This is a genomic window from Nocardia sp. NPDC055050 (genome assembly GCF_053608345.1).
Map to the genome: position 1 here is coordinate 21,274 of NZ_JBSGVG010000010.1, position 25,255 is coordinate 46,528.

28 protein-coding genes are annotated in these 25,255 nt (G+C 68.1%); 13 read left to right on the plus strand and 15 right to left on the minus strand.

Annotation, left to right across the window (positions count from 1 at the left end; genetic code table 11):
* Positions 1 to 126: 126 nt before the first annotated feature.
* Positions 127 to 1,140 (minus strand): alpha/beta hydrolase, encoded by a 1,014-nt coding sequence (locus ACWGCN_RS12630; RefSeq protein WP_452459710.1) that lies wholly within the window; start codon positions 1,138 to 1,140, stop codon positions 127 to 129.
* A gap of 119 nt (positions 1,141 to 1,259) precedes the next feature.
* Positions 1,260 to 2,078, minus strand: a complete 819-nt coding sequence (locus ACWGCN_RS12635; RefSeq protein WP_378634094.1) for an alpha/beta fold hydrolase — start codon at positions 2,076 to 2,078, stop codon at positions 1,260 to 1,262.
* A gap of 123 nt (positions 2,079 to 2,201) precedes the next feature.
* On the opposite strand from ACWGCN_RS12635, the gene ACWGCN_RS12640 reads away from it, so the two are divergent.
* Complete coding sequence (locus tag ACWGCN_RS12640) at positions 2,202 to 2,936, plus strand: SDR family NAD(P)-dependent oxidoreductase (RefSeq protein WP_387445665.1); 735 nt, start codon at positions 2,202 to 2,204, stop codon at positions 2,934 to 2,936.
* A gap of 295 nt (positions 2,937 to 3,231) precedes the next feature.
* Positions 3,232 to 3,684, plus strand: coding sequence for a large conductance mechanosensitive channel protein MscL (gene mscL / locus ACWGCN_RS12645; protein WP_378634088.1), 453 nt, complete (start codon positions 3,232 to 3,234; stop codon positions 3,682 to 3,684).
* Between the two features lie 87 nt (positions 3,685 to 3,771).
* Here the strand turns inward: mscL and ACWGCN_RS12650 are convergent, their stop codons facing one another.
* On the minus strand, positions 3,772 to 5,130 hold the full coding sequence (locus tag ACWGCN_RS12650; RefSeq protein WP_379312899.1) for an MFS transporter: 1,359 nt from the start codon (positions 5,128 to 5,130) through the stop codon (positions 3,772 to 3,774).
* Between the two features lie 172 nt (positions 5,131 to 5,302).
* Between ACWGCN_RS12650 and ACWGCN_RS12655 the strand changes: the two genes are divergently transcribed.
* Together ACWGCN_RS12655 and ACWGCN_RS12660 are read left to right on the plus strand one after the other, a co-directional pair.
* Positions 5,303 to 5,905 carry an NADPH-dependent FMN reductase gene (locus tag ACWGCN_RS12655; RefSeq protein ID WP_452459352.1) on the plus strand — a complete coding sequence of 201 codons (603 nt, stop codon included), beginning with the start codon at positions 5,303 to 5,305 and terminating at the stop codon, positions 5,903 to 5,905.
* 5 nt (positions 5,906 to 5,910) lie between these two features.
* On the plus strand, positions 5,911 to 7,344 hold the full coding sequence (locus ACWGCN_RS12660; protein WP_452529022.1) for a DHA2 family efflux MFS transporter permease subunit: 1,434 nt from the start codon (positions 5,911 to 5,913) through the stop codon (positions 7,342 to 7,344).
* A 61-nt stretch (positions 7,345 to 7,405) separates the two neighbouring features.
* On the opposite strand, the gene ACWGCN_RS12665 is transcribed toward ACWGCN_RS12660, so the two are convergent.
* Together ACWGCN_RS12665 and ACWGCN_RS12670 are read right to left on the minus strand one after the other, a co-directional pair.
* Positions 7,406 to 8,536 (minus strand): L,D-transpeptidase, encoded by a 1,131-nt coding sequence (locus ACWGCN_RS12665; protein ID WP_378991238.1) that lies wholly within the window; start codon positions 8,534 to 8,536, stop codon positions 7,406 to 7,408.
* 177 nt (positions 8,537 to 8,713) lie between these two features.
* Positions 8,714 to 9,199 (minus strand): DUF2505 domain-containing protein, encoded by a 486-nt coding sequence (locus ACWGCN_RS12670; protein ID WP_378634077.1) that lies wholly within the window; start codon positions 9,197 to 9,199, stop codon positions 8,714 to 8,716.
* On the opposite strand from ACWGCN_RS12670, the gene ACWGCN_RS12675 reads away from it, so the two are divergent.
* The 3 genes from ACWGCN_RS12675 to ACWGCN_RS12685 all read left to right on the plus strand — a co-directional run bounded on the left by ACWGCN_RS12675 (position 9,198) and on the right by ACWGCN_RS12685 (position 11,747).
* Entirely contained in the window at positions 9,198 to 10,334 is a 1,137-nt protein-coding gene (locus ACWGCN_RS12675; protein WP_452459350.1) for a UDP-N-acetylmuramate dehydrogenase, read from the plus strand. The two genes, ACWGCN_RS12670 and ACWGCN_RS12675, sit on opposite strands and share 2 nt — an antisense overlap.
* A 64-nt stretch (positions 10,335 to 10,398) precedes the next feature.
* On the plus strand, positions 10,399 to 10,926 hold the full coding sequence (locus ACWGCN_RS12680; RefSeq protein ID WP_378991059.1) for a DUF2505 domain-containing protein: 528 nt from the start codon (positions 10,399 to 10,401) through the stop codon (positions 10,924 to 10,926).
* A gap of 23 nt (positions 10,927 to 10,949) precedes the next feature.
* Complete coding sequence (locus ACWGCN_RS12685; RefSeq protein ID WP_387445658.1) at positions 10,950 to 11,747, plus strand: class I SAM-dependent methyltransferase; 798 nt, start codon at positions 10,950 to 10,952, stop codon at positions 11,745 to 11,747.
* Here ACWGCN_RS12685 and ACWGCN_RS12690 read toward each other — a convergent pair.
* The gene (locus ACWGCN_RS12690) at positions 11,733 to 12,341 is read right to left on the minus strand and encodes a hypothetical protein (RefSeq protein WP_452459349.1); all 609 of its coding nucleotides are present in this window, start codon (positions 12,339 to 12,341) and stop codon (positions 11,733 to 11,735) included. The two genes, ACWGCN_RS12685 and ACWGCN_RS12690, sit on opposite strands and share 15 nt — an antisense overlap.
* A gap of 106 nt (positions 12,342 to 12,447) precedes the next feature.
* Here ACWGCN_RS12690 and ACWGCN_RS12695 point away from each other — a divergent pair, with 106 nt between their 5' ends.
* Positions 12,448 to 13,182 (plus strand): LmeA family phospholipid-binding protein, encoded by a 735-nt coding sequence (locus tag ACWGCN_RS12695; protein WP_378991062.1) that lies wholly within the window; start codon positions 12,448 to 12,450, stop codon positions 13,180 to 13,182.
* A 35-nt stretch (positions 13,183 to 13,217) separates the two neighbouring features.
* Here the strand turns inward: ACWGCN_RS12695 and deoC are convergent, their stop codons facing one another.
* Positions 13,218 to 13,883: a deoxyribose-phosphate aldolase gene (gene deoC / locus ACWGCN_RS12700; RefSeq protein ID WP_378991063.1), complete on the minus strand. Its 666-nt coding sequence runs from the start codon at positions 13,881 to 13,883 to the stop codon at positions 13,218 to 13,220.
* A gap of 92 nt (positions 13,884 to 13,975) precedes the next feature.
* On the opposite strand from deoC, the gene ACWGCN_RS12705 reads away from it, so the two are divergent.
* On the plus strand, positions 13,976 to 14,503 hold the full coding sequence (locus tag ACWGCN_RS12705) for a GNAT family N-acetyltransferase (protein WP_378991064.1): 528 nt from the start codon (positions 13,976 to 13,978) through the stop codon (positions 14,501 to 14,503).
* A gap of 1 nt (position 14,504) precedes the next feature.
* On the opposite strand, the gene purU is transcribed toward ACWGCN_RS12705, so the two are convergent.
* From purU to ACWGCN_RS12735, 6 genes are all read right to left on the minus strand, one after another.
* Positions 14,505 to 15,395, minus strand: a complete 891-nt coding sequence (gene purU, locus ACWGCN_RS12710; RefSeq protein WP_452459348.1) for a formyltetrahydrofolate deformylase — start codon at positions 15,393 to 15,395, stop codon at positions 14,505 to 14,507.
* 20 nt (positions 15,396 to 15,415) lie between these two features.
* Positions 15,416 to 16,468 carry an alpha/beta fold hydrolase gene (locus ACWGCN_RS12715; RefSeq protein ID WP_452459347.1) on the minus strand — a complete coding sequence of 351 codons (1,053 nt, stop codon included), beginning with the start codon at positions 16,466 to 16,468 and terminating at the stop codon, positions 15,416 to 15,418.
* Positions 16,469 to 16,544: 76 nt separating this feature from the next.
* Positions 16,545 to 16,835: a DUF2516 family protein gene (locus ACWGCN_RS12720; RefSeq protein ID WP_056814570.1), complete on the minus strand. Its 291-nt coding sequence runs from the start codon at positions 16,833 to 16,835 to the stop codon at positions 16,545 to 16,547.
* Between the two features lie 79 nt (positions 16,836 to 16,914).
* Positions 16,915 to 17,562: a heparin-binding hemagglutinin gene (locus ACWGCN_RS12725; RefSeq protein WP_378634049.1), complete on the minus strand. Its 648-nt coding sequence runs from the start codon at positions 17,560 to 17,562 to the stop codon at positions 16,915 to 16,917.
* Positions 17,562 to 18,008, minus strand: a complete 447-nt coding sequence (locus ACWGCN_RS12730) for a helix-turn-helix domain-containing protein (protein ID WP_101465494.1) — start codon at positions 18,006 to 18,008, stop codon at positions 17,562 to 17,564. The genes ACWGCN_RS12725 and ACWGCN_RS12730 overlap by 1 nt, the downstream gene beginning before the upstream one ends.
* Positions 18,009 to 18,121: 113 nt before the next feature.
* Positions 18,122 to 19,375, minus strand: a complete 1,254-nt coding sequence (locus ACWGCN_RS12735; protein ID WP_387445885.1) for a DUF445 domain-containing protein — start codon at positions 19,373 to 19,375, stop codon at positions 18,122 to 18,124.
* Positions 19,376 to 19,714: 339 nt separating this feature from the next.
* Between ACWGCN_RS12735 and ACWGCN_RS12740 the strand changes: the two genes are divergently transcribed.
* The 4 genes from ACWGCN_RS12740 (at position 19,715) to ACWGCN_RS12755 (ending at position 23,869) form a co-directional block, all read left to right on the plus strand.
* A complete protein-coding gene (locus tag ACWGCN_RS12740; protein ID WP_378991072.1) occupies positions 19,715 to 20,401 on the plus strand; it encodes a TetR/AcrR family transcriptional regulator in 687 nt (228 codons plus the stop codon).
* A gap of 126 nt (positions 20,402 to 20,527) precedes the next feature.
* Positions 20,528 to 21,961, plus strand: coding sequence for an ABC1 kinase family protein (locus ACWGCN_RS12745; RefSeq protein ID WP_378991074.1), 1,434 nt, complete (start codon positions 20,528 to 20,530; stop codon positions 21,959 to 21,961).
* A gap of 22 nt (positions 21,962 to 21,983) precedes the next feature.
* The gene (locus ACWGCN_RS12750) at positions 21,984 to 23,228 is read left to right on the plus strand and encodes a saccharopine dehydrogenase family protein (RefSeq protein WP_379312788.1); all 1,245 of its coding nucleotides are present in this window, start codon (positions 21,984 to 21,986) and stop codon (positions 23,226 to 23,228) included.
* On the plus strand, positions 23,225 to 23,869 hold the full coding sequence (locus ACWGCN_RS12755; protein ID WP_379312789.1) for a class I SAM-dependent methyltransferase: 645 nt from the start codon (positions 23,225 to 23,227) through the stop codon (positions 23,867 to 23,869). Before ACWGCN_RS12750 ends, ACWGCN_RS12755 begins: the two co-directional genes overlap by 4 nt.
* Here ACWGCN_RS12755 and ACWGCN_RS12760 read toward each other — a convergent pair.
* Positions 23,855 to 24,418 carry a vitamin K epoxide reductase family protein gene (locus ACWGCN_RS12760; protein WP_378991240.1) on the minus strand — a complete coding sequence of 188 codons (564 nt, stop codon included), beginning with the start codon at positions 24,416 to 24,418 and terminating at the stop codon, positions 23,855 to 23,857. The genes ACWGCN_RS12755 and ACWGCN_RS12760 overlap by 15 nt on opposite strands.
* Positions 24,418 to 25,179, minus strand: coding sequence for a DsbA family protein (locus tag ACWGCN_RS12765; protein ID WP_387445651.1), 762 nt, complete (start codon positions 25,177 to 25,179; stop codon positions 24,418 to 24,420). The genes ACWGCN_RS12760 and ACWGCN_RS12765 overlap by 1 nt, the downstream gene beginning before the upstream one ends.
* Positions 25,180 to 25,255 lie beyond the last annotated feature (76 nt).

A 25,255-nucleotide genomic window follows, 5' to 3' on the forward strand; every position in this document is an offset into this window, starting at 1 on the left:
ATTGCGAAACATGACACAACATGTCTGCGAACTTATTCGCATCACCGGAATCGGCGGTGAAGTCCGCACCGAAAACCGCAGGCAGGTCACGTCGGTACCGGCCGTCGGCGCGACCTGCGGGAACGTTCAGCCGACGCGCAGGGCCGCGGCGAACAGCGGCCAGGAGTGATGGAGATCCTCGCGCCAGTAGCCCCAGGAGTGAGTTCCATTGGGGCGCAGGTCGACCGTGGCGGGGATGGCCAGGTCGTGGAAGCGGGTGGCGAGCTGCTGGGTGCACAGCGCGGTGACCGCGTCGAGCGCGCCGCCGATGATCAGCTGGTCGACGAGTTTGATCGAATCACCGTGTAGCCCTGGCCCGTCGACGGTGTCGAGTACACCGGGAAGACCGGTACCGGAGGAGACGTAGATCGCCAGGCCGCGCAGGCGCTCGGCGTGCAGGAAGGGATCGTTGGCGGCCCAGAGCGGGTCGCCGGGTTGTCCCCACATGTTCACAGGGTCACCGTTCTGGCCGGAGACGACGGTGTTGACGATGGCATGACCCTGCGGACCGCTGGTGGAGACGCAGCCGCTGTAGGAACCGACCGCCTTGTACAGCGCGGGCGCGGCGAGCGCGAGCTGGAAGGCGGCGGTGCCCGCCATCGACACGCCCGCAACGGCATTGGCCCCGGTGCCGTGGAACTCACGGTCGATAACGCGGGGCAGCTCGCGGGTGAGGAAGGTGGTCCAGCGCTGACGGCCGAGAACGGGGTCGTCGGCCTGCCAGTCGGCGTAGTAACTGCCCGCGCCGCCGATCGGCATCACGACAGTGACCTGTTTGTCGGCGAAGAAGGTGCCGGCGTCGGTGCGGGTGAGCCAGTTGCCGCCGTCGCGCCAGTCACCGGCCGGGCCGACACCGCCGTCGACGCCGTTGAGCAGATACAGGACCGGCGCCGTCGCCGAACGGTCGGCCGCGGGCAGCACCGCGACGGTCACCGGTTTCGCCATGGCGGCGGAGTGCACCACGAGCTCGACGACGCGGCCGGGACCGGGCTCGACGGAAATCAGCCGCGCGGCGTCGGTGGCCGGACTCGCTCCGGCGACCGGGGCGGCGCACACCAGGCCTGCCACGAGGGCCAGCACACATCGCGTCAAGACGCTCATGCGCCACCTCCATGCCCGGCCGCCAGAAATGGCCGTCGAGCTCAGAGTAGGTCGGCCTCACCTGCCCCGGACATGTTTCTGAAACATTGCCGATTCAGAGCAGGTATGGCCCGCCGAGCTCACTCCAGCGCGTCGACAAACGCGCTGACCTCGGCGAGGAAGCGTGGCCGGTCCTCGATGAACAGCCCGTGCAGAGCCCCTTCCCAGAAGGAACCGCGAGCGTCAGGGGCATTGTCGAGGATGTACTGACCATTGGCCGCCGGGACCACCGGGTCATCGGTGCCGTGCAGCACCAGAACCGGAACATCCAGGGCGCGCAGGGTTTCGGTGTTGTCGATCGTGCGGTAGAACAACGCCTTGCGCACCGAGGGCGGGGTCGCGAGACTGCCGCCGAACAGCCGCTGCGCGTCGACGCCCTTGTCCGCGCCGGGCCCGGTATTGGCATTGCCGAACACCGAGAACGCCCGCACCGCCCGCCCGGCGGCCTCGTCGAACACGCCCGGAATCGCCTTCTCCATCGACGGCCCCGGTGCCGCACCGGGCACATCGCGTCCGATATGGGCGGGCGCCCCGCAGTAGACGACACCGGCGACAGCCGAGGTGCCGTAGGTGGCGAGGTAGTCGGTGGCGACGATCCCACCGTAGGACCAGCCCAGCAGCACCGCACCGGCGTCGACGCCCTCGGCGGCCAGCACCGCGGCCACATCGCCCGCCCACGCTTTGGGGTCGTCGTAACCGGCGCCGGGGTCGTCGGAGTACCCGTGTCCGCGCAGGTCGACCGCGATCACTCGATAGCGCTCGGCCAGCTCGTCCGCGGCCGCCCCCCAGCACCGCAGATTCCCGGCCCACCCGTGCAACAGCACCAGTGGCCTACCGGTACCGATCACCCGGTAGACGATCCTCGTTCCATCGGCACTGACAGCATCGCGAATAGCCATACCGACAGGTTAATCGGCGCAGTCGCGAAGGATTTCCCAGCTGCGCGGCCGCGGCGAACGCCTGACATCACCGTGATCGGAGCCATGGCGGCCGGGAATCGCGGGCGAATAAGATCGGCAAACATGAGCATTCGCACCGCTGTCGTCACCGGGGCCAGCTCGGGAATCGGTGAAGCCACCGCCCGGGAACTGGCGAAGCAGGGTTATCACGTCTACGTCGGTGCCCGCCGGTTCGACCGCGTGCAGCGCCTCGCCGAGGAGATCGGCGGCACCGCCATCGAACTCGACGTCACCTCCGAGGAATCGGTACGCGCGTTCACCGACGCCATCGACCACGTCGACGTGCTGGTCAACAACGCGGGCGGCGCGAAAGGCATGGCCGCGGTCATCGACGCCGACCTCGACGACTGGCGCTGGATGTGGGAGACCAACGTCGTGGGCACCCTGCGCGTCACCAAGGCGCTGCTCCCCAAGCTGATCGCCTCCGGCGACGGCCTGATCGTCACCATCACCTCCATCGCCGCCCTGCACACCTACGACAACGGCTCCGGTTACACCTCCGCCAAGCACGCCCAGGCCGTCGCCCACCGCACCCTGCGCGGTGAGCTGCTCGGCAAGCCGGTCCGCCTCACCGAGATCGCCCCCGGCGCCGTGGAAACCGAGTTCTCCCTGGTCCGCTTCGACGGCGACGCCGACCGCGCCGCCAAGGTCTACGAGGGCATCGATCCCCTGCACGCCCAGGACATCGCCGAAATCGTCGGCTTCGTGGCCACCCGCCCTCCCCACGTCAACCTCGACACCATCGTCGTCAAACCCCGAGACCAGGCGGGCCCCGGCTCCTTCGCCCGCCGCACCTGAGTACGTTTCCCCAGTTCCGCACCACTTACTCCCCCGCAAACGTGAGACTCGACACCTGGCCTCGCCGGGTCCGCCGCCCAGCCCATCGCACGACGCGACGATCCGGGCGGTCAATCCGCGCGCGGGACAGGCGAATCCGGCGCGACAGCCGTTCGAGTGGCGAGAGCGGGCGTGGGAATTGATACTGGGGGCGGGCGGTTCGATCGTTGCTGCGAATTCGCCGCGATACTCGAACTGGCATTAACATCGCCGTTTGCCGTTAGCCAGCCCTAGGAGTAGAAGTTCGATGCTCGGTATGAAGTCTGTTTTCAGTGGGTTCAAAGATTTCCTGATGCGCGGGAACGTCATCGACCTCGCGGTCGCGGTCGTGATGGGTACCGCGTTCACCGCGGTGGTCACCTCGTTCAGCAAGGGACTCATCAATCCGCTGCTCGCGGTGTTCGGCTCGACCAACGAACTGGGCCTCGGCGTCCAGCTGATCGCCGACAAGCCGGCGACGTTCATCGCGCTCGGCCCGATCATCACCGCGTTCATCGACTTCTTCATGGTCGCCGCGGTCCTGTACTTCGTGCTGATGCTCCCGATGAAGTCGCTGAAGAACAAGTTCGGCACCACCAAGGACGCCGAGCCCACCGAGACCGAACTGCTCATCGAGATCCGCGATCTGCTCGCCAAGCAGCAGGGCCTGAGCACCGACCAGGCCGTCGCGCTGAGCAAGGAACGCGCCAGCGAGTCCGTCGAGGCGTAGTCGCTTCCGATTCCCCCGTCCGGCCCACCGGACGCGAACGACCCCCCGACCGTCGAGTCGGGGGGTCGTTCGCTTTCCGGGTCGGATTCAGGCGTAAGCCAGGGTCTTGGCAGGCCAGCGCGGGTGGTCGGAGTCGATCACGTAGGGGTGGGTGTGCTGGAAGTGCCGGGGGCCGACCTGGATCGCGTCGGCCAGGATCGCCGGGTCGACCGCGCCGAGTTCGTGGATATGGGTGATCTCGGCCGGGTCGTGGCGGGGCCACAGCCGGATCGCCGCGACGGTGCCGATGCCGGCGATAACGGCCAGGGTCGCCCAGGTAGTCGTGAAGCCGGCAGTGGTGGCCAGCCAGCCGGTGATCGGGTAGGTGATCAGCCAGGCGAGGTGGGACAGGGAGAACTGGCCGGCGAAGAGGGCGGGACGGTCTTCCGGTCGGGCGGAGCGGCGTAGGACTCGGCCCGTGGGGGTGAGGATCAGGGCGGTGCCGGCACCGATGGTGGCCCAGGTGGTGAGGGCGGCGGGCCAGTGCCACTCGCCCGTCGGCAGGGTGGAGAGAACGAGCGCCGCGGTCAGGCCGGTGAGCAGCACCGCCGCCCCGGTGAGCATGACCGGGCGTTCGCCGCGGCGGTCCAGGATCTTGGGCAGGGTGAGCGCGATGAACATCGTGCCGAGACCGTTCGCCGCGAGCAGCAGCGCGACGCCGGACTGGTTGCCGCCCAGTACATCCCGCGCGTAGTTCACGGTGTTGACCATCACCACCGAGCCCGCCGCGGCGACCACCAGGTTCAATCCGAGCAGTCCACGCAGTCGCGGCGTCGCCGCGAACAGCCGCAGCCCGGCGGCGAGCCGTTCGGTGATCGCGCCGTCACCGACCGCCGCGTTCGGGATGCGGGCGGCCGTCACCAGGGCGACCGACACCGCGAAACCGAGGCCGGTGCCGACGAACAGCCAGTGGAAGCTGATCAGGCTCAGGGCCAGCGCCGCCAGCATCGGGCTGAGCAGCGTTTCCATGGTCGCCGCGAGCTGGGCGGCCGACAGCGCCTTCGTGTAGTCGCGTTCGTCGGGCAGGATGTCGGGCAGAACCGCCTGGTAGGTGGGGGTGTAGGCGGCCGAGGCGATCTGCAGCAGCGTGATGAGCACGTAAATCTGCCAGATCTGGTCGACGAAGGGCAGGGCGAGCACGATCGCGCCGCGCACACCGTTGAGCGCCATCAGGAATTGCCTGCGCGGCAGCCTGCCCGCGTAGGCGCCCGCGATCGGCGCGACGGTGACGTAGGCGACCATCTTCAGCGTCAGCGCGGTGCTGAGCACGATGGCCGCGTTGCCGCCTGCCAGTTCGTAGGCGAGCAGACCGAGGGCGACGGTGGTGAGCCCGGTCCCGAACAGGGCCGCGACCTGGGCGGTGAACAGCAGTCGGTAGTCGCGGTGCGCGAACAGTGAGGTGCTCATGATGCCTGCCCTTTCAAAACTGCTTATCTGCGTATGAACGCAACAAGCAGCATAAGCCGAGAAGTATTCCCGGACCACCCAAATCTTTGTCGGCTTGACCTCAACGACCGTTGAGGTAGGACGGTAGAGCGCAGCGGCGGCCGAGGGGCCGTCACCGACGAAGAGGAACGTCATGAGCGCCACGGTTGACCACGTCCGAACCGCCATCAGCCCGCTGCGGCTCGCGGTCGTCATCGGCAGTACCAGGGAGGGGCGCTTCGGTCCGACGATCGCGAGCTGGTTCGTCCGGCAAGCGGCCCTGCACGACACCGTCACCGTCGACATCGTCGACACCGCGAGTATCGAACTGCCGCACGCGTTCGGCGCCGCCACCGACCACCCCTCCGTCGCCGAAGCCACCGAAAAGCTCTCGCGCGCCGACGCGTTCGTCGTGGTGACACCCGAGTACAACCACAGCTACCCGGGCACGCTGAAGAACCTGATCGACACCCACCACGCCGAATGGCAGGCCAAGCCGGTCGGTTTCGTCTCCTACGGCGGCATCTCCGGCGGACTGCGCGCCGTGGAACACCTGCGCCCGGTCTTCGCCGAACTCCACGCCGTCACCGTGCGCGACTCGGTCTGCTTCCCGAATCCGTGGGGCCGCTTCGACGACGCGGGCGAGCTGTCCGCGCCCAACGATGCCGACGCCGCCGCGGCGACCATGCTCGATCAGCTCACCTGGTGGGGCGAAGCGCTGCGCGCCGCCCGCCTGGCCCAGCCGTACGGGAAGTGACCGCCGTGATCACCACCGTCGAACCGGCCACCAGTCGCAATCCGATGCGGATCGCCCTGGTCCTGGTGGTCGGCATGATCATGGCGACGCTCGATCAGACCATCGTGAACGTCGCCATCAACAAGCTGTCGATGGAGTTCCACGCCGGCCTGAGCACCATCCAGTGGGTCGCCACCGGCTACTCGCTGGCCCTCGGCGCCGTGGTGCCGACCTCGGCCTGGCTGGTCGGCCGATTCGGCGCCAAGCGGCTGTATCTGACGGCGATCACGGCCTTCGCGGTCGGCTCGGTACTGGCCGGACTGTCGTGGAACATCGAGTCACTCATCGCTTTTCGATTGGTTCAGGGTGCCAGCGGCGGACTGCTGATGCCGGTCGGCATGACGATCCTGCTGCGCGCGGCCGGGCCGGAGCGCCTGGGACAGTTGATGAGCACGCTCGGGTTGGCCATTCTGGTCGGCCCGCTGCTGGGCCCGGTGATCGGCGGATACCTGATCGACGAGGTGTCGTGGCGGTGGATGTTCTTCATCAATCTGCCGCTGGGCGCGCTGGTGCTGCTGCTGGCGGTGCGGGTGGTGCCCGACGACGCCCCGGAACCGCCGCGTGCGCTCGATATCCGTGGGCTGCTGCTGATGTCGCCCGGGTTGGCGCTGGTCATCTATGGCGTCACCGCCGCGGGCGAGAGTGCCGGATTCGCCACACCCGCGGTACTGGTGCCGCTGCTGGTGGGGGTCGGCCTGATCGCCGCGTTCGTGCGCCGATCGCTGACCACCTCGGTGCCACTGCTGGATCTGCGCGTGCTCGGCAACCGGATCACCGGCACCTCCGCGGTGCTGCTGGCGGTGTTCGCCGGCGGCTACTTCGGTTCGATGCTGCTGCTGCCGTTGTACTTCCAGGTGGTGCGCGGTGAGTCAGCGCTGGTGGCAGGCGCTTTGGGGATTCCGTTCGCCCTGGCATCGGGTGCGACCATGCAGGTGGCGGGCAGGCTGATCGACCGGATTCCACCCGGCCGGTACCTGCCCGCGTCGATCACGGTGGCGCTCACCGGCTTCGTGCTGTTCGTGATCCAGCTCGACGCGGACGCACCGTACTGGGCGCTGTGCCTGACGATGGTGCTGATGGGCGCGGGTGGCGGCGGGACCCTGATGCCGGTGATGACCACGGCGACCCGGCCGCTGAGCCGCGAGCAGCAGCCCGCCGGTTCGACGGTGCTGAACATGATCAGCACCACGTCGATGGCGATCGGGACCGCGGTGGCCTCGGTGACATTGGGCGCACTGCTCCCGGTGACGGGTGGCCTCCAGGCGCTGCACGCCATGACGGCGGACCAGCGGGCCGAACTCGCTCGCGCCCTGGCCAACGCGTTCCAGCACACCTATCTGATCGCGCCCGTCATGATCGCGCTGGCGCTCGTCCCGGCGCTGTTCCTGCCCCGACGTTAGGGGCGGCCGAGCCGTCGTGCCGTGGTGTCGAACCACCGCGGCACGACGGCACAGGTGCGCGCTATTCGGCGGGCAAGGCGGACATCGACTTCCACGTCGGCCAATCGAGGGCCCAGTCGTAGACGTCGCCGTCGGCCTGGGACAACTCGATCGAGGTGCCGGTCACCTCCACCGGATCGCCGTAGAGGGCGGTCGGGAAGTAGGCCTGGGCGTCGGCGGGTGAGAGGTTGATGCAGCCGTTGGTGACGTTCGAGGAACCCTGCGCCGAGAGGGATTCGGGGTTGGCGTGGATGAATTCGCCATTGTTGGAGATACGGACGGCCCAGCGTTCACGGACGTTGGTGTAGTACGGCGGATTCGACATCATGAAGTCCTCGTACTTCTCGGTGACGATGTGCACGCCCGAGCGGGTCACGTTGCGCGGCTCGTTGCCTTCGCCGTAGGACACCGCGAAGTCGAAGATCGTGGCGCCGTCGCGCACCACCCGCATGCGGTGACTCGGCGCGTTCGCGATGACGATCTGACTGCGGCCGATGGTGAAATCGGAGGTGACATCGGAGTCGCCGTAGGCGCCGCCGCCGAGGTCGACGCCGTAGAGCTTCGCGGCGACGTGCACGGTGGTGCCAGGGGTCCAATAGTCCTTCGGACGCCAGTGCACCCGCGAGCCGCCGTCGTCGGGCAGCCAGGCCCACGAGCCTTCGGTGCCCTGGTCGGTGGTGACGGTGAGGGCCTTCTCCACGGCCGCTTTGTTCGTGACCGGCCCCGCGAACTTCAGGATGATCGGCGCCGCGATCCCGACCTCCTGGCCGTCACCGATGTTGATCGTGGCCGGGATGGTCGACTGGGGGCTGATCGTGGTGAAGGTGGCGTCGATCGGGATCGGTTTCGCGTCGGCGCCGATGGCCGTACCGGCCCAGGTGTACTCGACGCCGTAGCCGAGCGGTTCGGAGACCTTGTAGGTGGTGCGATCGGGGCTGAGCTGACCGGTGATCTGCTTGCCGCCGGCATTGGTGAGGGCGATCTGGTCGATCGTGCCGTGCGCGACCGTCACCGACACGGGCGCGACCGGATCCACTTCGGTGGCTCCGGGCGTGGGCGCGATGGTGACCTGCGCCACCGGCGCCGCCTCGGCGGCCTCGCCCTGCCGGTCGATGGTGCACCCGGTGAGCACGACGAGCACCGCCAGCACCATCACCGCAACCACGGATCGACCGCCCCGAACGCCCACTTCACGCCTGTGCGCCGACGAATCACGCCGCGCGGTGGCCCGCGCGCGCAACAGTTCGGTTACCGAATGTTTGCTCACGCATCGAATGTACGCCGAGCTACCGACCCATACCCCGTGAGCACGGTCTCACCGAGACCGCTACTACCGGTTGAGCCATTCCTCGGTGAAGGTGGCCTCGTTGCCGAGGAGTTCGATCAGGCGCTCGGAGATGGCCGCCTCGATCTTGCCGCCGAACAGCGGGATCTTCACCTCGATGGTGCCGTTGATGGCGGTGGTGGAGCCGGTGCCGCCGTCGGGTGCCATGGTCACCGTGCCGCGGACCACCGCGGGGGCACCGTCGACGTGGGCCTCGAAGATACCGCCGGTGCCGGTGTAGGTCTCGGTGCGCGGAATGATCAGGTCGCCGGGGCGCACCGCGGTGATGGCGGGTGGGAGCTGGTCGGCGGGGATGGACTGCACCATCTGGACGCGGACCTGGTCGCCGTCGACGGCGAAGGCGTCGAGCCGGGCACCGGGCCCGCCGACCTCGGCGATCCGGGCCTTCCAGTACTGCTCGTCGGAGTACGCGGCGCGCACCGCATCGACGGAATGCGTGTAGCCGGCAGTGAACGCCAGAGGTGTAGCCATGCACGACACGGTACCGTCTGCGGACGTGCGTACAACACGGGTGGTGTCCTCCGATCAGCTGCGTGACCTGCTTGCCGATACCGGCGCGACGGTCCGCGATTCGGTGCGTTTGTCCGAATTGACGACCTTGCGGGTCGGCGGGCCCGCGCTGCTCGCCGAATGCGCGAGCACCGAGGCCCTGGTGGCCACGGTGAAGACCCTGGACGCGGCCGGTATCGCGGTGCTGCTGGTGGCGGGCGGGTCGAACCTGCTCATCGACGACGCGGGCTTCGACGGCGTGGTCGTGCTGGTCGGCACCACCGGCGTCGAGCTGGGCACCGACGGCGTGGTGGCCGAGGCGGGCGCGAACTGGGACGAGGTCGTCGCGGCGACCGTCGCGGCCGGGTTGGGTGGGCTGGAGTGCCTGTCCGGCATTCCGGGTTCGGCCGGTGCGACACCGGTGCAGAACGTCGGCGCGTACGGCGTGGAGGTGGCGTCGCTGCTGCGCCGGGTACGCCTGCTCGATCGCAGGACCGGGGACGTGCGCTGGACCGAACCCGCCGAACTCGGCTTCGGTTACCGGACCAGCGTGCTCAAGCACAGCGACGACGCGGTGGTCCTCGCGGTGGAGTTCGCCCTCGATCCGAGCGGGATGAGCGCGCCGCTGCGCTACGGCGAGCTGGCGAAGGTGCTCGGGGCGGGCGACGGCGAGACCCGCCCGGTCGAGCAGGTGCGCGCCGAAGTGCTTCGCCTGCGGGCGGGCAAGGGCATGGTCCTCGACCCCGCCGACCACGACACATGGAGCGCCGGTTCGTTCTTCACCAACCCGGTCGTCACCGAGGAGCAGTTGCCACGGGTGCTGGCCGCGATCGCCGCGCACGTCGGCGACGACGTCAAGGTGCCCACCTATCCCGCACCCGACGGCACCAAACTCTCGGCGGGCTGGCTCATCGAACGCGCCGGTTTCGCGAAGGGCTTCCCCGGCGACAGCGCCGCCGCGCGCCTGTCGACCAAGCACACCCTGGCCCTGACCAACCGTGGCACCGCGACCGCGTCCGACATCGTCGCCCTGGCCCGCACCGTCCGCGCGGGCGTCCAGGAAAGGTTCGGCGTGGCGCTGGAACCGGAACCGGTAACCGTCGGCATCGATTTATAGGACCGAGCACAGACAACCCACCTCTTCCCTCCGCCCGCACCCCAACCACGTAACGTGTGCTGCCATGGCACGCAGACTGGACTACTCGGCTCGCTACCCCCTGCACACCACCGAAGAGCTGTACGCAGCCCTCCAGAGCAGGGACTACTGGGAAGCCCGCGTCGCCGAAATGCGCAAGTACGCGCCCAACAACGAAGTGGTGAGCCTCGACGTCACCGACGACGGCATCGACGTGGTCCTGCACCACACCCTGCCCCGCGAGATGCTCCCCGAGATCGCCCAGACCGTGATGCGCAAAGACATGGTGATCACCCGCAAGGAGAGCTGGGGCCCGTTCGACCACGACGAGACCGAGGGCAAGTTCTCCGCCTCGATTCCGGCCGGCCCCGGCAGCCTGACCGGCACCATCCGCCTGTTTCCCACCGAGACCGGCGCCACCATGCGCTTCTCCCCCACCGCCAAGGTCTTCATTCCCATGGTCGGCCCGCGCCTGGAGCAGTTGATGCTGGTGAACCTGGTCGACCTGTTCCGCGCCGAGCAGGAAGAAACCCTGCGCTACCTGGACAATCAGACCGCCGACAAGTCGGTCTGACGCACCGGAGAACTTCGACGCCCGTGGCCCCCAGCCGCAAGGCCCTCCCCCCGGTCGGCACCATCACCCGTGGCACCACCGGCGTCAACCGTTTGCGCCGCAGTGACCGCTGGCTCGTCAACGACGAACTCGTCAGCGCGACACTGCGTGAATCGCCGAATCCCCTGGTCGTCGACCTCGGCTACGGCGCCGCACCGTGGACCACCTTCGAACTGGCCGCCCGGCTGCGCACCGTGCGCCCCGACCTCGAGGTGGTGGGCCTGGAAATCGACCCGGCCCGCGTCGTGGCACCCCGCGACGGCGTCCGCTTCGCCCGCGGCGGCTTCGAACTGGCGGGCCTGCGACCGACCCTGGTCCGCGCGTTCAACGTCCTGCGCCAATATCCCGAGGACGCCGTGCCCGACGCGTGGTCGCGCATCCAGTCCAATCTGGCACCCGACGGCCTGCTCGTCGACGGCACCTGCGATGAACTCGGCCGCCGCTGCGCCTGGGTGCTGCTCGACCGGCACCGCCCCCTCTCCCTGACGCTGGCCTGGGATCCGTTCACCGTGGACCGGCCCTCCGACATCGCCGAGCGCCTGCCGAAAGCGTTGATCCACCGCAACATTCCCGGCGAACGCGTCCACACGCTGCTCACCGCCGCCGACCGGGCCTGGGAGCGTACCGCGGCCATGGCGCCGTACGGCCCCCGCATCCGCTGGCGTGCAGCGGCGGAGATGCTGCGCGCCAACGGTTTCCCGGTCCACCCCTACAACCGGCGAATGCGCGACTGCGTGCTGTCGGTGCCCTGGGACGTGGTCGCCCCGTCAGACCCGGCTTAACGCCCGCCGCACCCGCGCCGACGCTCGCGGCGCCAATTGCTGCCCACCCCACCAGATCTCGTCGGTATCGCATCGGTGGATCGCCACCGCGTCGGCCACCACCTCGTCCAGCGCCGACTGCGAGATCTCGGTCTCGGCCAGATCCAGGATCGTCCGCACCGGCGTGGTCACCAGAAACGGCCCAGCCGACTCGACATCCGCCGCGCAGAGCTTGCGTCGGGTCAGCACCAACCGTGGGGTCACCGGCGGGCGACCCGCCGACACCGACAGGTGCAGAAACCGCGGCTGCAACCTGCCGATCCCGTGCAGTTCCGCCGCACTCTGATACGACACCGCCGCCGCGCCGTCGAACCACGCCGCCCACATCGCGTACTCGTCGAGCGGCCCCACCCGCCACTGGCCCAGCCGCATCATCCCGACCCCGGCCCTGGTCACCGACCCGTCCCCCAGGGCGGCTCTGACCTGCGATTCGCAGCCGGTACGCAACACCTGACGCGTGGTGAAGAAGCCCGCGTGCCGCCCGGCGAGGCGCCGCAGCACCCGCCATCGATGATCCGCTGTCCCCGCCACCCGGCGCGCGCCCTCGCCAGTCATGCAACCCAGATTACGCCCGGTTGCGTGCGCCAGGTCACATTTTGCTGTGAAGGCTTTCACTACGTCCTCAGAGCGGACACAGAAAGATCGGGAAGAATCCGATGCCATGACCACACAAAAGCCCCCTCGCCCCAGGATCGGTCGGCGCTCGCTGGTGATCGCGTTGGCCGTGGTCGCAGCCCTACTCGTCGCGGCCATCGGCGGAACCGAAGCCTATGCCAGGCACAAGATCTCGAGCTGCATCAGCGGCGCGTTCGAGCAACAGATGGGCTCGAGCATCGACGTGGGCTTCGGCCCGCGCCCGATCCTGCTGTCCTATGTGGACGGCAAGGTCGGCACGATCACCGTCGACAGCGAGGACAACAAGTTCGGCCCCGCTGTCGGGATGGTGGTGCACGCGAAATTCAACGACATCGAACTCGTCGACCGCGGCCGAGGCGGCGGCACCATCGACAGCTCGACCGCCGACGTGACCTGGAACAACGACGGCATCCGCGAGACCCTCGGCACCATGGTCAGCGGCGTGAGCTCCTCGGCGAGCACCGGAGTGATCACTCTCGATGTGCTCGGCGGCCTCGCCCAGCTGGAGGTGCAGCCGATGGTCCGCGACGGCAACGTCACGGTGGAGACGAAGTCGGCGCAGATACTCGGCATCGGCCTGCCCACCGACCTCGTGCAGGACATCGTCGAGACCTTCACCCAGAGCTTGCAGAGCTATCCGCTCGGCCTGCGCGCGCAGGAGGTCAAGGTCACCGATGACGGTGTGAGCGTGCACCTTTCGGGTGGCAAGACCGCACTCGAGAGCGACCCGGCCGCTCAGCAGTCCGGGTTCACCTGCTGATCGCGCGCGGCGGTGACGACTCGGGGAAACCTCGGCTAGTCGGGAAATCCGTCGAGGACCGCAGCCGATTTCGACAACCCGAGCCGCGTAGCACCGGCCTCGATCAGCGCGGCGGCATCCGCGGCGGTGCGGATGCCGCCGCTGGCCTTCACCCCGAGTCGTCCGCCGACGGTCTCGGCCATCAACCGCACCGCGTGCACGCTCGCACCGCCCGCGGGATGGAAACCGGTGGAGGTCTTCACGAAATCTGCGCCCGCCTGTTCGGCCGCCCGGCACGCGCCGACGATCGCCGCATCGGTGAGCGCCGCCGATTCGATGATCACCTTGAGCACGGCCCGATCCCTGGTCGCCTCGCGCACGGTGATGATGTCGGCGAGCACGGCGTTGAAATCACCGGCCAGCGCGGCGCCCACGTCGATCACCATGTCCACCTCGGCAGCGCCCTGATCCACGGCCAGCCGCGCCTCGGCACCCTTCACCAGCGAATGGTGTTTGCCGGACGGGAAACCCGCCACGGTGGCCACCACCAGCCCCGGCGCACGCACCGGCAGCATCGAGGGCGACAGGCAGATCGCGTACACCCCCAGCTTGCGCGCCTCGACGACCAGCGAGTCGACCTCGGCCGGAGTGGCTTCCGGCGCGAGCAGGGTGTGGTCGATCATGTCGGCCACGGCGGCCCGGGTCAGCGGCGCGGAAGTCATTTCCCGAGCATCGCACACGCGCGGCCGAGTCCGGAACATCGGGCACGGCACATCATTGCGCTCCCGTACCCAAATCCTGGAGACTTAAGCCTGTGCTGATCCGTCGCGAGACCCCAGCGGACGCCCCGGCGATCGCCGCGATCCACCGCGCCGCTTTCGCCCCGCACTACGCGGGCGATCCGGCCGTCACCGAACCACCCGAACCCGCCCTCGTCGAGACGCTACGGACCGACGAGTCGTGGATGCCCACGCTGTCGCTGGTCGCCCTCGAATACGACACCGTCGTGGGGCACATCTGTCTCACCAGAGCCGGAATCGGCCCGTTCCCGGTGCTCGCGCTGGGTCCGCTCGGCGTCGATCCGGAGCATCAGAAGTCCGGCGTCGGCTCGGCATTGGTCCACGCCGCCCTCGGCGCCGCCGACGCCCTCGACGAATCGGTTGTCGGCCTGGTCGGCGATCCCGACTACTACGCCCGCTTCGGCTTCGTCCCCGGCGCGCGCCTGGGCGTCGTGCCCGACGAAGCCGAATGGGCGCCGTATTTCCAGGTCCGCCCGCTCACGGCCTACGATTCCGCCGTCACCGGCGAATTCCGTTATCCGGCACCGTTTTACGACCTGTAGGTCACTCGAAGACGACCGTGCGCCGACCGTGCACGAGCACTCGGCCCTCCAGGTGCCAGCGCAGTCCACGCGCGAGCACGACCCGCTCGATGTCGCGTCCCTGCCTGACCATGTCGCGCGCGTCGTCGGCGTGATCGACGCGGATCACGTCCTGCTCGATGATGGGCCCCGCGTCCAGCTCGGCGGTGACGTAGTGGCAGGTCGCCCCGATGAGCTTCACCCCGCGCGCGTACGCCTGGTGATAGGGCCGCGCGCCGACGAACGAGGGCAGGAAGCTGTGGTGGATATTGAGCGCGCGCCCGGCCCAGTGCTCGCACAGCTCGGCGGGCAGCACCTGCATGAAACGGGCGAGCACCACGGCATGCGGATCGTGGGAGTCGACGAGGTCGCGCACCTGCTCGAAGGCCGGACCGCGCTCGGCCGGGTCCTTCGGGAACGGCACGTGGTGGAACTTCACCCCGTGGGCCTCGGTCATGCCCGCGAGGTCGGGGTGGTTGCCGATCACGGCCTCGATGGTCGCGGGCAGCTCACCGGCCTGTGCGCGGCCGAGCAGGTCGTGCAGGCAGTGCCCGTCCTTGCTGACCAGCAGCACCGCGCGCCGCGGCGCACCGGAATCGTGCAGCTGCCAGTCGGTCTCGGGACCGAACTCGGCGGCCACCTCGGCGAAGCGCTCCCGCAGCTCGTCGATGGAGAACGGCACCGTCGAGGCCTTCACCGCCTGGCGGGTGAAGAACCAGCCGATGTCACCGTCGGAGTGATACCCGGCCTCCACGATCGAGCCGCCGAATTCGGCGATGAACGAGGAGATCCGGGCGATGACGCCCGGCCGGTCCGGGCACCCGAGGGTCAGCACGAACCGACGGTCGTCCGAGGTCACAGCGGTAGAGCTCATCCGCCGATTCTCGCAGGCGGTCAGGCCAGGGCGCGCACGGGCTCGCTGACGGCGGCCAGCACTCGGGCCACCTCGGCATTGAACAGGTCGTAGCGTTCGACATTGCCGAGGTGTCCGGTCGGCAGCACCTTGAACCCGGCGAGCGTGCCTGCTTCCTGGAGCAGCGCGGCCAGGCGCTCGGCGTGGATCGCGGGGGTCATGTCGTCACGATCGCCCGCGAGCACGGTGGTCGGGACCGAGAAGTTCTTCGCGTCATCGCCGAGGTGCAGCTCGGTGAGCAGGAAGCCGTAGCGCGAACGCGTCATCATCGGGCAGCCACGCACCACCGAGAGCGCGTAATTCAGCTTCTCGCGCGAGGTATCGAGGGTCATCACCTGCCGGGCGAAGATCCAGCGCACCGGCTTGATCGGCGGGAACACCACCGGGGTGCCGAGGATGAGCTTGCCGAGCCAGTCCGGCGTCGGCATCGAACGGCCGCCGAGCATCCGCAGCGGGATGTTCAGGCCGGGAACCATGGTCGACACCTCGACCAGTGAGTGCGCGCCGGTGTTGGTGAGGATCACCGCGGCGGCCTGTTCGGCGACCCGCTCGGGGTACCGGCCCGCCCAGGCGATGAGCGTCATCCCGCCCATGCTGTGCCCGGCCAGTACCGCGCGCTGACCCGGCAGCAGTACGGCGTCGAGCACGTCGCACAGGTCGTCGGCGAGCAGATCGGTGCTGGGGCGGGCGTAGCCGTTGGTGCTCTCACCGTGGCCGCGCTGGTCGTAGGCGACCACGCGGTACTCGCCGGCGAAGGCGTTGATCTGGGCGTTCCAGTATTCGATCGAACACGTCCAGCCGTGGGCGAACACGATGACGGGCGCGTCGACGGGGCCGTAGGCGTGCACCCGCAGGCGGGCGCCGTCGGCGGTGACCACGGGGATCACGTCGTGCGGTATCCGCGGCGGATCGAAGGCCGCGATCCCGTGCGTCCGTGTCCGCAGGTCCGCCCGGTGGGCCGCGAGGGTGGTCTCGACCACGGTGGACACCCGGCTGACGAGGTTCACCAGAGCCGTCGGCAACTTTGCGCGCATCGGCACACTCCTTTGTGTTACTGCCAGATACAGTAACACCGCGTACCACTCACCCGCGAGCCCTTCGAGCCGGGAATTACCAGCGCGGTCCGCGCTGCACCTCGTCGACCTTCGGGCGCACGTCGGCCAGATACACCCCGGTCGCGATGATCGCGATGAACGACAGCATCCCCAGCCCCCCGATGCCGATCAACAGAAACACCAGCGCACCACCGAGAATGGCCAGCCAGATCGGCTTGGTCATCTTGTCGACGGCGGTGAAGGCATCCGAACGCTGGCGCACAGCGTGAATGAGCGCGAACACCGTCGCGCCGAAGGCGCCGATCCACAGGATCAGCAGAATCAGCGAGGTCATCCCATTCACCATGTTCACATCCCCATCATACGAACAGCGGCCCCGCACACACCTGGTGTACGGGGCCGCTGTCAGCGGTGCTGCGCGAAGGCTAGACCTTCTTGGGCGCGGCGGCCTTCTTGGCCGGAGCGGCCTTCTTGGCCGGAGCCTTCTTGGCGGCGGGAGCCTTGGCCGGAGCCGGCTCGGTGGTGACGGCGACGACCTCGGCCTCGACCACGGCGTCGACCTTGTCGGCCACCGCCTCGGCCTCAGCCTTGGTGCGACCCAGCAGGTCGTTGACCTTGGTCAGGGCATCCTCGGCGCGAGCGGAGGCATCCTTGTAGAGGTTCTCGACGCGGCCGATCTGCTCGTCGACGGCCTGGTTGGCACGCAGCCGGTCGACGGTCTCCTCGCCGCGAACGGCGAGATCGGCGTAGATGTCGAGCGCCTGGCGGTAGTACTGCTCGGCCAGCTTGCGCAGCTCTTCGGGGGTGAACTTCTCGCGCAGCTCGGCGAGGTCCTCCGGCAGCTCCGACGGCAGGCCGGAGATACGGTCACGCAGGGTGTCGAACTGGGCCTGCACGTCGGCGGGCACGTTCGCGATGCGCTCGCGGGCCTCTTCGACGCGGGCCTTCGGGTCGGCGGTGGCAACGCGGCCACGCACGTCGGCGACGACGTCGTTCACGGCGGCGTAGATGGCGTCACCGGCGCCGACGGTGGCGAACAGCGGCTTGGTCACAGTGGCGGTCTTCTCGGTCATCAGTCTTCAGTCTCCTGGTGTGGCGGAGTGTCAGTTGTCGTGAACGAAACGTCAGTGTCTCGTTCGTTCCCCCCTGAGCCGGCTTCTTCCCCGTTTTCCCGGCGAAACGACTCATAGATTTCCAGCAACACCTGTTTCTGCCGCTCGGACACCGAAGTGTCGGCCAGCAGGGCGTCACGGACCGGGCTGTGCGGACGCTGTTCCAGAAATCCTGCCCGCACATACAACACCTCCGAGGAAACCCGCAGTGCCTTGGCGATCTGCGCGAGTACTTCGGCGGAGGGATTACGTAATCCGCGTTCGATTTGGCTCAGGTACGGATTACTTACCCCCGCCAGAGCGGCGAGCTGACGCAGGGACACCTGCGCACCTTCGCGCTGTGCCCTGATGAAACCTCCGATGTCTTGAGCCGCGTGCGCTACACGACTCTCGGGTTGGTCTGTCATCGCTCACCTTCTGGCGTTGTAAGGCCAATAGTAGAACAGGGTGCTAGCTATTGCAAGCACTACAGTTAGCACCCGGTCGGCTAACGCGTACGCAGCCCCGGTTACCAGGTCGTTCAGTGGAACAGCAGCTGCGAGATCGTGTAGATGGCCAGGCCGGCGAGCGAGCCGACGACCGTGCCGTTGATCCGGATGAATTGCAGATCCCGACCGACCTGCAATTCGATCTTCCTGCTCGCCTCGTCGGCGTCCCAGCGCGCGACCGTATCGGTCACCAATGTCGTGATCTCCGCGGAGTAGTTACCGACCAGATAGCGAGCACCGCGATCGATCCACCCGTCCACTTTGCCACGCATCTCCGGGTCGTCGCGGAGGCGCTCGCCGAGCTGCTGCACATTCTCGGCCACCTTGCGGCGAAGGGTGGAATCCGGGTCTTCGGCCGATTCCAAGATCAACCGCTTCGCCGCCCGCCAGGTGGCCTCGGCCATTCCGGTGATCTGCTCGCGGCCCATGATCTCGGCCTTGACCTTCTCCGCCTTGGCGATCATCGCGTCGTCGTGTTGCAGGTCCTCGGCGAAATCCTGGAGAAAGCGATCGGCGGCCCGCCGCAATTCGTGTTCAGGATCGGAGCGCACCTTCCAGGTGAACTCGACGAGTTCCCGATAAATTCGCTCCGACAGCAATGTATTGACAAATTTCGGCGCCCATTGCGGCGCATCGCGCACCACGATCCGGTCGATCGTGTCCTGGGAACCCAGCGCCCACTGATGCGCGCGCTCGGCCAGCAGGTCGATCAGCGGCCGCTGCCGGTTGTCGGCGATCATCTCCGAGAGCACCCGGCCCAGCGGCGGCCCCCACAGCGGTTCGGCGATCCGCTTGACGATGGTGTTGTCGATGATCTGCTCGACGTCCTCGTCGCGCAGGGTGTTGACCACCGCGGTCAGGATCGTCGCGCTCTCCTGCGCCACCCGCGCCGCGTGCGCCGGATCGGCCATCCACCGGCCCACGCGCAGCGAGATCTGCGCCGAGTCCAGGCGCGCCGAGACCACGTCGGGGGCGAGGAAGTTGGTGCCGACGAAGGCGCCCAGACTCTCGCCGAGCTGGTCCTTCTTCTTACGGATGATCGCGGTGTGCGGGATCGGCAGACCCAGCGGGTGCTTGAACAGCGCGGTGACCGCGAACCAGTCGGCCAGTGCGCCGACCATGCCCGCCTCCGAGGCCGCGCGGACATAGCCCACCCACTCGCCACCGCCGCCACGCGATTCGAGCCAGCGGCACAGCAGGTAGATCACACTGGCCACCAGCAGGAAGCTGGTCGCCAGTGCCTTCATCTTGAACAGGTCGCGTTTTTTGCCCGCCTCGTCGGTCATCACCGCGAAGCCGGCGGGCTGTGCGGCGGGCTCGGTGCGCGGCGTGAGAACCGCCGTGTTGCCGGGAGATTTCTCCATAGCACCCATTCTGCTGTGCGCACGGCGAGTGCGCCGCCGCCAACCCCGCGTGGCGTCGCCCACGACACGGCGAACCGCGCGGTTTGTCGTACGCGCGCGTAAGCACTCGAGTGTGGTAAATGCCGCAACGTGGGCCAAAGGAGCGCCACCCCACACCGGCGCGCCTAAGCTGTTGACTAAAGACGCCAACATCGATACGAGGGGGCTGTTCTGTCCACCGAAGACCTTGTCGAGATCGGCGAGCAGTCGAGCCGAGCAGGAGTGCGCGGCGGCGGCCAGGCTGACGGCCGCAAACGTCGGTGGCGACAGCACAAGATCGACCGCCGCGAGGAACTGGTCGACGGCACGCTCAACGCCATCCGCGCGCGGGGCAGCCAGGCGGGCATGGACGAGATCGCCACCGAGATCGGCGTGTCCAAGACCGTGCTGTACCGCTACTTCGCGGACAAGAACGACCTGGTCCACGCCACCATGCAGCGGTTCATCGAAACCACGCTGCTACCCCGGGTGTACGGCGCGATCAGTCTCGACGCCGACGAATACCAACTCGTGCGCGCCGCGATGACCGAGTACGTCGGCACCGTCGACGACGACCCCGAGGTCTACCGGTTCATCATGAGCAATGCCGCGGGCGACAAGTCCTCGCTCGCGGAGTTCGAGCGCCTCTTCGCCGATGTGGTCACCACGGTGCTGGTCGACCGGGCGGGCGCCAAGGGCATCCGCACCGAGGGCGCGATGCTGTGGTCATACGTGCTGGTCGGCGGCATCCAGCTGGCCACCCACTGGTGGACCACCACCGACAAGGCCATGCCGCGTCAGGACGTCATCGACTACCTCACGATGATGGCCTGGAGTGCGATCGAGGGCATGGCCCGCGCGGGTGGCTCACCCGAGATCTTCACCGCGCAGCCGCATCCGCTGCCCGAAATGCCGCAACAGTCGCCCTGAGCTGGGATTTCCCGCGTTCGAGGGAGCCGGGCTCGACAACGGCGCACGGTTGGCTACGCTGAACGCGGGCGGGACGCTGTGGCTTGTGTCACCGCCGTGCGCGTCGGCACCAACGGAGGTATCTCGATGGCGAAGAACGTGCCGACTTCCCGGCTTGCCCGCGGGACGAAGCTGGGGGCAGTCGCGGCGGGGTCGGTCATCCGCTCGAAGAAGACCAGATTATCGATGCGCGGCCGCTCGGAGGCCGTACGCGCGCGGATGGCCGAGGAGTCGATGATCCGCACCACCGAACAGGTGGTCATGGTGCTGGGCACCATGAAGGGCGTCGCCATGAAGCTGGGCCAGATGATGTCGGTGCTCGACCTGGATCTGGTGCCGGAGAACCATCGCGAGCGGTTCCAGCAGCGCCTGGCCGTGCTGCGCAACGCCGCACCCACGGTGTCGTTCGAGTCCATGCGCACGGTGATCGAGCAGGATTTCAATGCCCCGCTGGCGGAGATCTTCGCCGAATTCGATCCGGAGCCGATCGCCGCCGCCTCGATCGGCCAGGTGTACCGGGCCACGCTGAACGACGGCCGTGCTGTCGCGGTGAAGGTCCAGTACCCCGGGGTCGACGCCGCCGTGCGCGCGGATCTGAAGAACCTCACCATGTTCCGCCGGGTGCTCGCCTCGGCGATGCCGTGGATCACCCCCGCGGTGCTCGACGAGCTGAAACTGAACATGGAGAGCGAGCTCGACTACCAGGCCGAAGCCGCCACGCAGGCCGAGATCGCGCACCTGTACCGCGACCACCCGTTCATCGTGGTGCCGTCCTCGGTGCCGGAGCTGTCGACCACCCGCGTGCTGGTCAGCGAGTTCATCGACGGCGACGGATTCGACGAGGTGCGGAAAATGCCCGCCGCGGTACGTAACCGGGTCGGCGAGATCATCTACCGCTTCTACGTCGGCTCGCTGTTCAGCTTCAACGAGTTCTGTGGCGACCCGCACCCGGGCAATGTGCTGCTCGCCAGGGACGGCCGGGTCGCCTTCCTCGATTTCGGGTTGTTCAACCGGATGGACCCCAAGCTGGTCGGATTCGAGATCCAGTGCCTGCGCGCGGCCGCCGAGGATCGCGCGGAAGACCTGCGGCAGCTGATGATCGATCGCGGCGTGATCGATTCGCCCGAGGAGATCGGCGCCGAGGAATGCCTCGAATACGTGCTCGCCGCCTCGGAATGGTGTCTGGTGGACGAGGAACTCACCATCACCCCGGAACTGGCCAGTGGCGCGTTCCTGCTCGCCGTCGACCCGAGGGCCAGCGAGTTCACCGGCATGAAGCAGCAGAATCTGCCGCCCGAACACCTGTTCTCGCGCCGCGCCGACTTCCTCACCTTCGGCATGCTCGGCCAGCTCGACAGCACCAACAACTGGCATCTGGTCGCCAGGGAATGGCTCTACGGCGATCAGCCGGTCACCGAACTCGGGCTGGCCCATCGTGATTGGCTCGCCACTCATCCACCGAAACCGGTGAAGAAGACTCGTGCCCCCCGCAAGGCGAGCGCACCGGCCACCAAGCCCTGAATCATCTTTCGAAAGGCGCGTCATGCCGCAGCACCGTGAGTTCGACCTGATCCTGTTCGGCGCAACAGGTTTCGTCGGCAAACTCACCGCCGAATACCTGCTCACCGCGGCCCCGGCCGACGCCAGGATCGCCCTGGCCGGCCGTTCGGCGAGCAAGCTCGCCGCCACTCGCGACGAGCTCGGGCCCGCCGCCGCGACATGGGAACTCGTCGTCGCCGATTCCAGCGACCCCGCCTCGCTGGCCTCGATGGCCGAGCGCACCAAGGTCGTGGTCACCACGGTCGGACCGTACCTGCGCTACGGCATGCCCCTGCTGGGCGCGTGTGCCGCGGCAGGCACCCACTACGCCGACCTCACCGGTGAGCCGCTGTTCATCCACGACGCCATCGAGAAGTACGAGCAGACCGCGGTCGACTCGGGCGCCAAGATCGTGAATTCCTGTGGCTACGACTCGATTCCGTCCGACCTGAGCGTGTACGAGATCTACCGGGCCACGATCGCCGACGACACCGGCGAGCTCGAGGACACCACCCTGGTCGCCTATCTCAAGGGCGGCGCGAGCGGCGGCACCATCGATTCCGGGCGTGCCATGTGGGAGGACGTGGCGGCCGACTCCGCGCGCGGCAAGATCCTGGCCCACCCGTATTCGCTGAGCCCGGATCGCAGCATGGAACCCGATGTCGGCCGCCAGTCCGATCTGGCGCTGGCCCGCGCCGACAGCATCGACCCCGGCCTGGACGGCTGGGTCACCACGTTCGTGATGGCCTCGCACAACACCAAGGTCGTGCGCCGCACCAACGGCCTGCTCGGCTGGGTCTACGGCAAGCAGTTCCGCTACCGCGAGGTGATGAACGCGGGCACCTCGGCCGCCGCGCCGCTGGTCGCCGCGGGTATCGCGGGCGGCATCGTGGCGGGCATGGCCTCGGGCGCGGTCCTGTCGAGAGTTTCGCTCGGCCGTAAGCTGCTCGACCGGATTCTGCCCAAGCCCGGCACCGGCCCCAGCGAAAAGGCCCGCCGCAGTGGGTGGTTCACCATGAAGACCTTCGCCCGCACCAGCTCCGGCGCCAAATATCAGGCCACCTTCTCCGGCACGGGCGATCCCGGCTATCAGGCCACCGCCGTACTGCTCGGCCAGAGCGGCCTGAGCCTGGCCTTCGACACCCTGCCCGAGCGCGCGGGCGTGCTCACCCCCGCGTCGGCGATGGGCGAGGCGCTCACCACGCGGCTGCGCGAGGCCGGGATGACCATCGAGGTCGCGCGCCGGTGAATCTCGCGCGCAGGACCATGAACGCCCCGGCGCTGGCCGCGGTGTACGAGCACGCGTGGCGACCCACGCTGTTCTACCTCGCCAGCGGCCGGACCACCGGCACCGACCGCCACGAAGCGGTCGGTGCCCTGCGGCTGAGCGGCCCCATGAAGGTGCTCGATGTGGCGTGCGGCCCAGGCAATTTCACCGGCTACCTCAGCGAGTACCTGACCAAGGGCGGTTTCGTCACCGGCCTGGACTACTCGGCGCCGATGCTGGCCAAGGCCGCGACCGACAACGCCAGCCCGCGCGTCGGTTATGTTCGGGGCGACGCGCGCATGCTGCCGTTCGCCGACGGGACCTTCGACGCCGTCTGCTGTTTCGGCGCCCTCTACCTGATCCCCGATCCGCTGGTCGCCACCCGCGAGATGATCCGCGTCCTCGCCCCGGGCGGCCGTATCGCGATCAGCACCAGCTATGCCGAGGACAACCTCTTCGGCTCGGCGAGCAGCCTGGCCGCGAGCCTGAGCGGCCTTCGCCTGTTCGACCGCGATACCTTCCCGAAGCTGTTCGCCCGCGCGGGCCTGACCGAAATCGACCAGCGCGTCCACCGTTTCATGCAATACGTGGACGCCACCAAGCCGGTGTCAGACCAGGCTTAGCCAGTAGTCCTGGAACTTCAGGAACACCAGCAGCAGCACCACCGCGTAGAACACCACAACCAGGGTCCAGCGCCATTCGGCGAGGATTCCCATCGCACCGCGCGACCGGCCCCACAGTTCCTGCGTGGTCACCGCGAACAGCACCGGCACCGCCACCCACACCACCATGCAGTACGGGCACAGCGCGTTGATCCGGTACAGGCTCTGGAAGATCAGCCAGCACAGCCCGGCGATGCCGAGCACGGTGCCGAGCCACAGCCCGCCCCAGATCCAGCGCGGGAAGCCCACGCCGACCACCGACAGCACGGCCAGGGTCACCACCACCGAGAACCCGACGACGCCGATGAGCGGGTTGGGGAAACCGAAGACCGCGGCCTGGTCGGTCTTCATGATCGACCCGCACGACAGCACCGAGTTGATGCTGCACGAGGTCACGTAATCCGGGTCGACGAACAGCTTGAACCGTTCGACGGTGAGCGTGAACGACGCCAGCCAGCCCGCCAGCCCGGCGATCAGCAGCAGCCAGGCCGAGCGGGCGGGGGCGGTGATCACTTCGCCGCGTCAGCGATCACGGGGGCCAGGCCGTTCTCGGTGAAGATCGCGTCGGTCTGGTTCAGCTGGCCGTTGATGTACACCGACGGCGTGGACTTCACGCCACTCTGCAGCGTGGTCTGGGTGACCTGCTGGATGTAGTCGTTGTACGGCTTGTCGTTGATGCAGGTCGCCACGGCCGGATCGGTGTACCCCGCGTCGGTGGCGATCTTGATGAGCTCGTCGTTGCTCAGGCCCGCACCGCCCTCGGCGGGCTGCTTCTCGAACATGGTCTGCAACCAGGACTGGTACTTCGTGGTGTCCGACTTCGCCACGCAGAACGACGCGTTGGCCGCACGCGAGGAGTACTGGTTGGTCGAGGCCTTGTCGAGGAACGAGATGATCTGGTACTCGACGGAGGCGGTGCCGTCGGCGGCGGCCTTGGCGAGTGTCGCACCGTTGGCTGCCTCGAACTGCTTGCAGGCCGGGCACTGGAGGTCGGCGACCACGCGCACCTTGACCTTGGCATCGGGATTGCCGATCACGACCGTGCCGGTCTCGGTGACCGCCCCGCCCGTCGCGGGCAGCTGCGCCGCCGAGGTCGTCGACGATTCCTTGTCGGAATCGGACTTGTTCACCGCGATGCCGATGCCGATGGCCGCGACCAGCGCGACCAGGACGGCGGCGACGCCGGCCTGGATCGCGATCTTGCGCTTCTTGTCGGCCGCCTCGGCCGCCGCCAGCGGATTCCTGCCCGAGGGACTCTTGCCCGTGCTCACCGTCGTCACACGCCTTTCGCTCGTTGGCTCCCCACCGGGAACATCATGCGGGCCGAACCTGAGAGTTTCCGCAATG

Coding starts and splice junctions, on each gene's coding strand:
- ACWGCN_RS12690 (WP_452459349.1), bottom strand. CDS start 12,341: ATGACTGGCGAGGGCGCGCGCCGGGTGGCGGGGACAGCGGATCATCGA.
- ACWGCN_RS12735 (WP_387445885.1), bottom strand. CDS start 19,375: ATGACCGACGAGGCGGGCAAAAAACGCGACCTGTTCAAGATGAAGGCA.
- ACWGCN_RS12695 (WP_378991062.1), top strand. CDS start 12,448: ATGACCACACAAAAGCCCCCTCGCCCCAGGATCGGTCGGCGCTCGCTG.
- ACWGCN_RS12745 (WP_378991074.1), top strand. CDS start 20,528: ATGGCGAAGAACGTGCCGACTTCCCGGCTTGCCCGCGGGACGAAGCTG.
- ACWGCN_RS12655 (WP_452459352.1), top strand. CDS start 5,303: ATGAGCGCCACGGTTGACCACGTCCGAACCGCCATCAGCCCGCTGCGG.
- deoC (WP_378991063.1), bottom strand. CDS start 13,883: ATGACTTCCGCGCCGCTGACCCGGGCCGCCGTGGCCGACATGATCGAC.
- ACWGCN_RS12675 (WP_452459350.1), top strand. CDS start 9,198: ATGCACGACACGGTACCGTCTGCGGACGTGCGTACAACACGGGTGGTG.
- mscL (WP_378634088.1), top strand. CDS start 3,232: ATGAAGTCTGTTTTCAGTGGGTTCAAAGATTTCCTGATGCGCGGGAAC.
- ACWGCN_RS12635 (WP_378634094.1), bottom strand. CDS start 2,078: ATGGCTATTCGCGATGCTGTCAGTGCCGATGGAACGAGGATCGTCTAC.
- ACWGCN_RS12725 (WP_378634049.1), bottom strand. CDS start 17,562: ATGACCGAGAAGACCGCCACTGTGACCAAGCCGCTGTTCGCCACCGTC.
- ACWGCN_RS12670 (WP_378634077.1), bottom strand. CDS start 9,199: ATGGCTACACCTCTGGCGTTCACTGCCGGCTACACGCATTCCGTCGAT.
- ACWGCN_RS12680 (WP_378991059.1), top strand. CDS start 10,399: ATGGCACGCAGACTGGACTACTCGGCTCGCTACCCCCTGCACACCACC.
- ACWGCN_RS12750 (WP_379312788.1), top strand. CDS start 21,984: ATGCCGCAGCACCGTGAGTTCGACCTGATCCTGTTCGGCGCAACAGGT.
- ACWGCN_RS12630 (WP_452459710.1), bottom strand. CDS start 1,140: ATGAGCGTCTTGACGCGATGTGTGCTGGCCCTCGTGGCAGGCCTGGTG.
- purU (WP_452459348.1), bottom strand. CDS start 15,395: ATGAGCTCTACCGCTGTGACCTCGGACGACCGTCGGTTCGTGCTGACC.
- ACWGCN_RS12715 (WP_452459347.1), bottom strand. CDS start 16,468: ATGCGCGCAAAGTTGCCGACGGCTCTGGTGAACCTCGTCAGCCGGGTG.
- ACWGCN_RS12640 (WP_387445665.1), top strand. CDS start 2,202: ATGAGCATTCGCACCGCTGTCGTCACCGGGGCCAGCTCGGGAATCGGT.
- ACWGCN_RS12650 (WP_379312899.1), bottom strand. CDS start 5,130: ATGAGCACCTCACTGTTCGCGCACCGCGACTACCGACTGCTGTTCACC.
- ACWGCN_RS12730 (WP_101465494.1), bottom strand. CDS start 18,008: ATGACAGACCAACCCGAGAGTCGTGTAGCGCACGCGGCTCAAGACATC.
- ACWGCN_RS12665 (WP_378991238.1), bottom strand. CDS start 8,536: ATGGTGCTGGCGGTGCTCGTCGTGCTCACCGGGTGCACCATCGACCGG.
- ACWGCN_RS12720 (WP_056814570.1), bottom strand. CDS start 16,835: ATGGTGAATGGGATGACCTCGCTGATTCTGCTGATCCTGTGGATCGGC.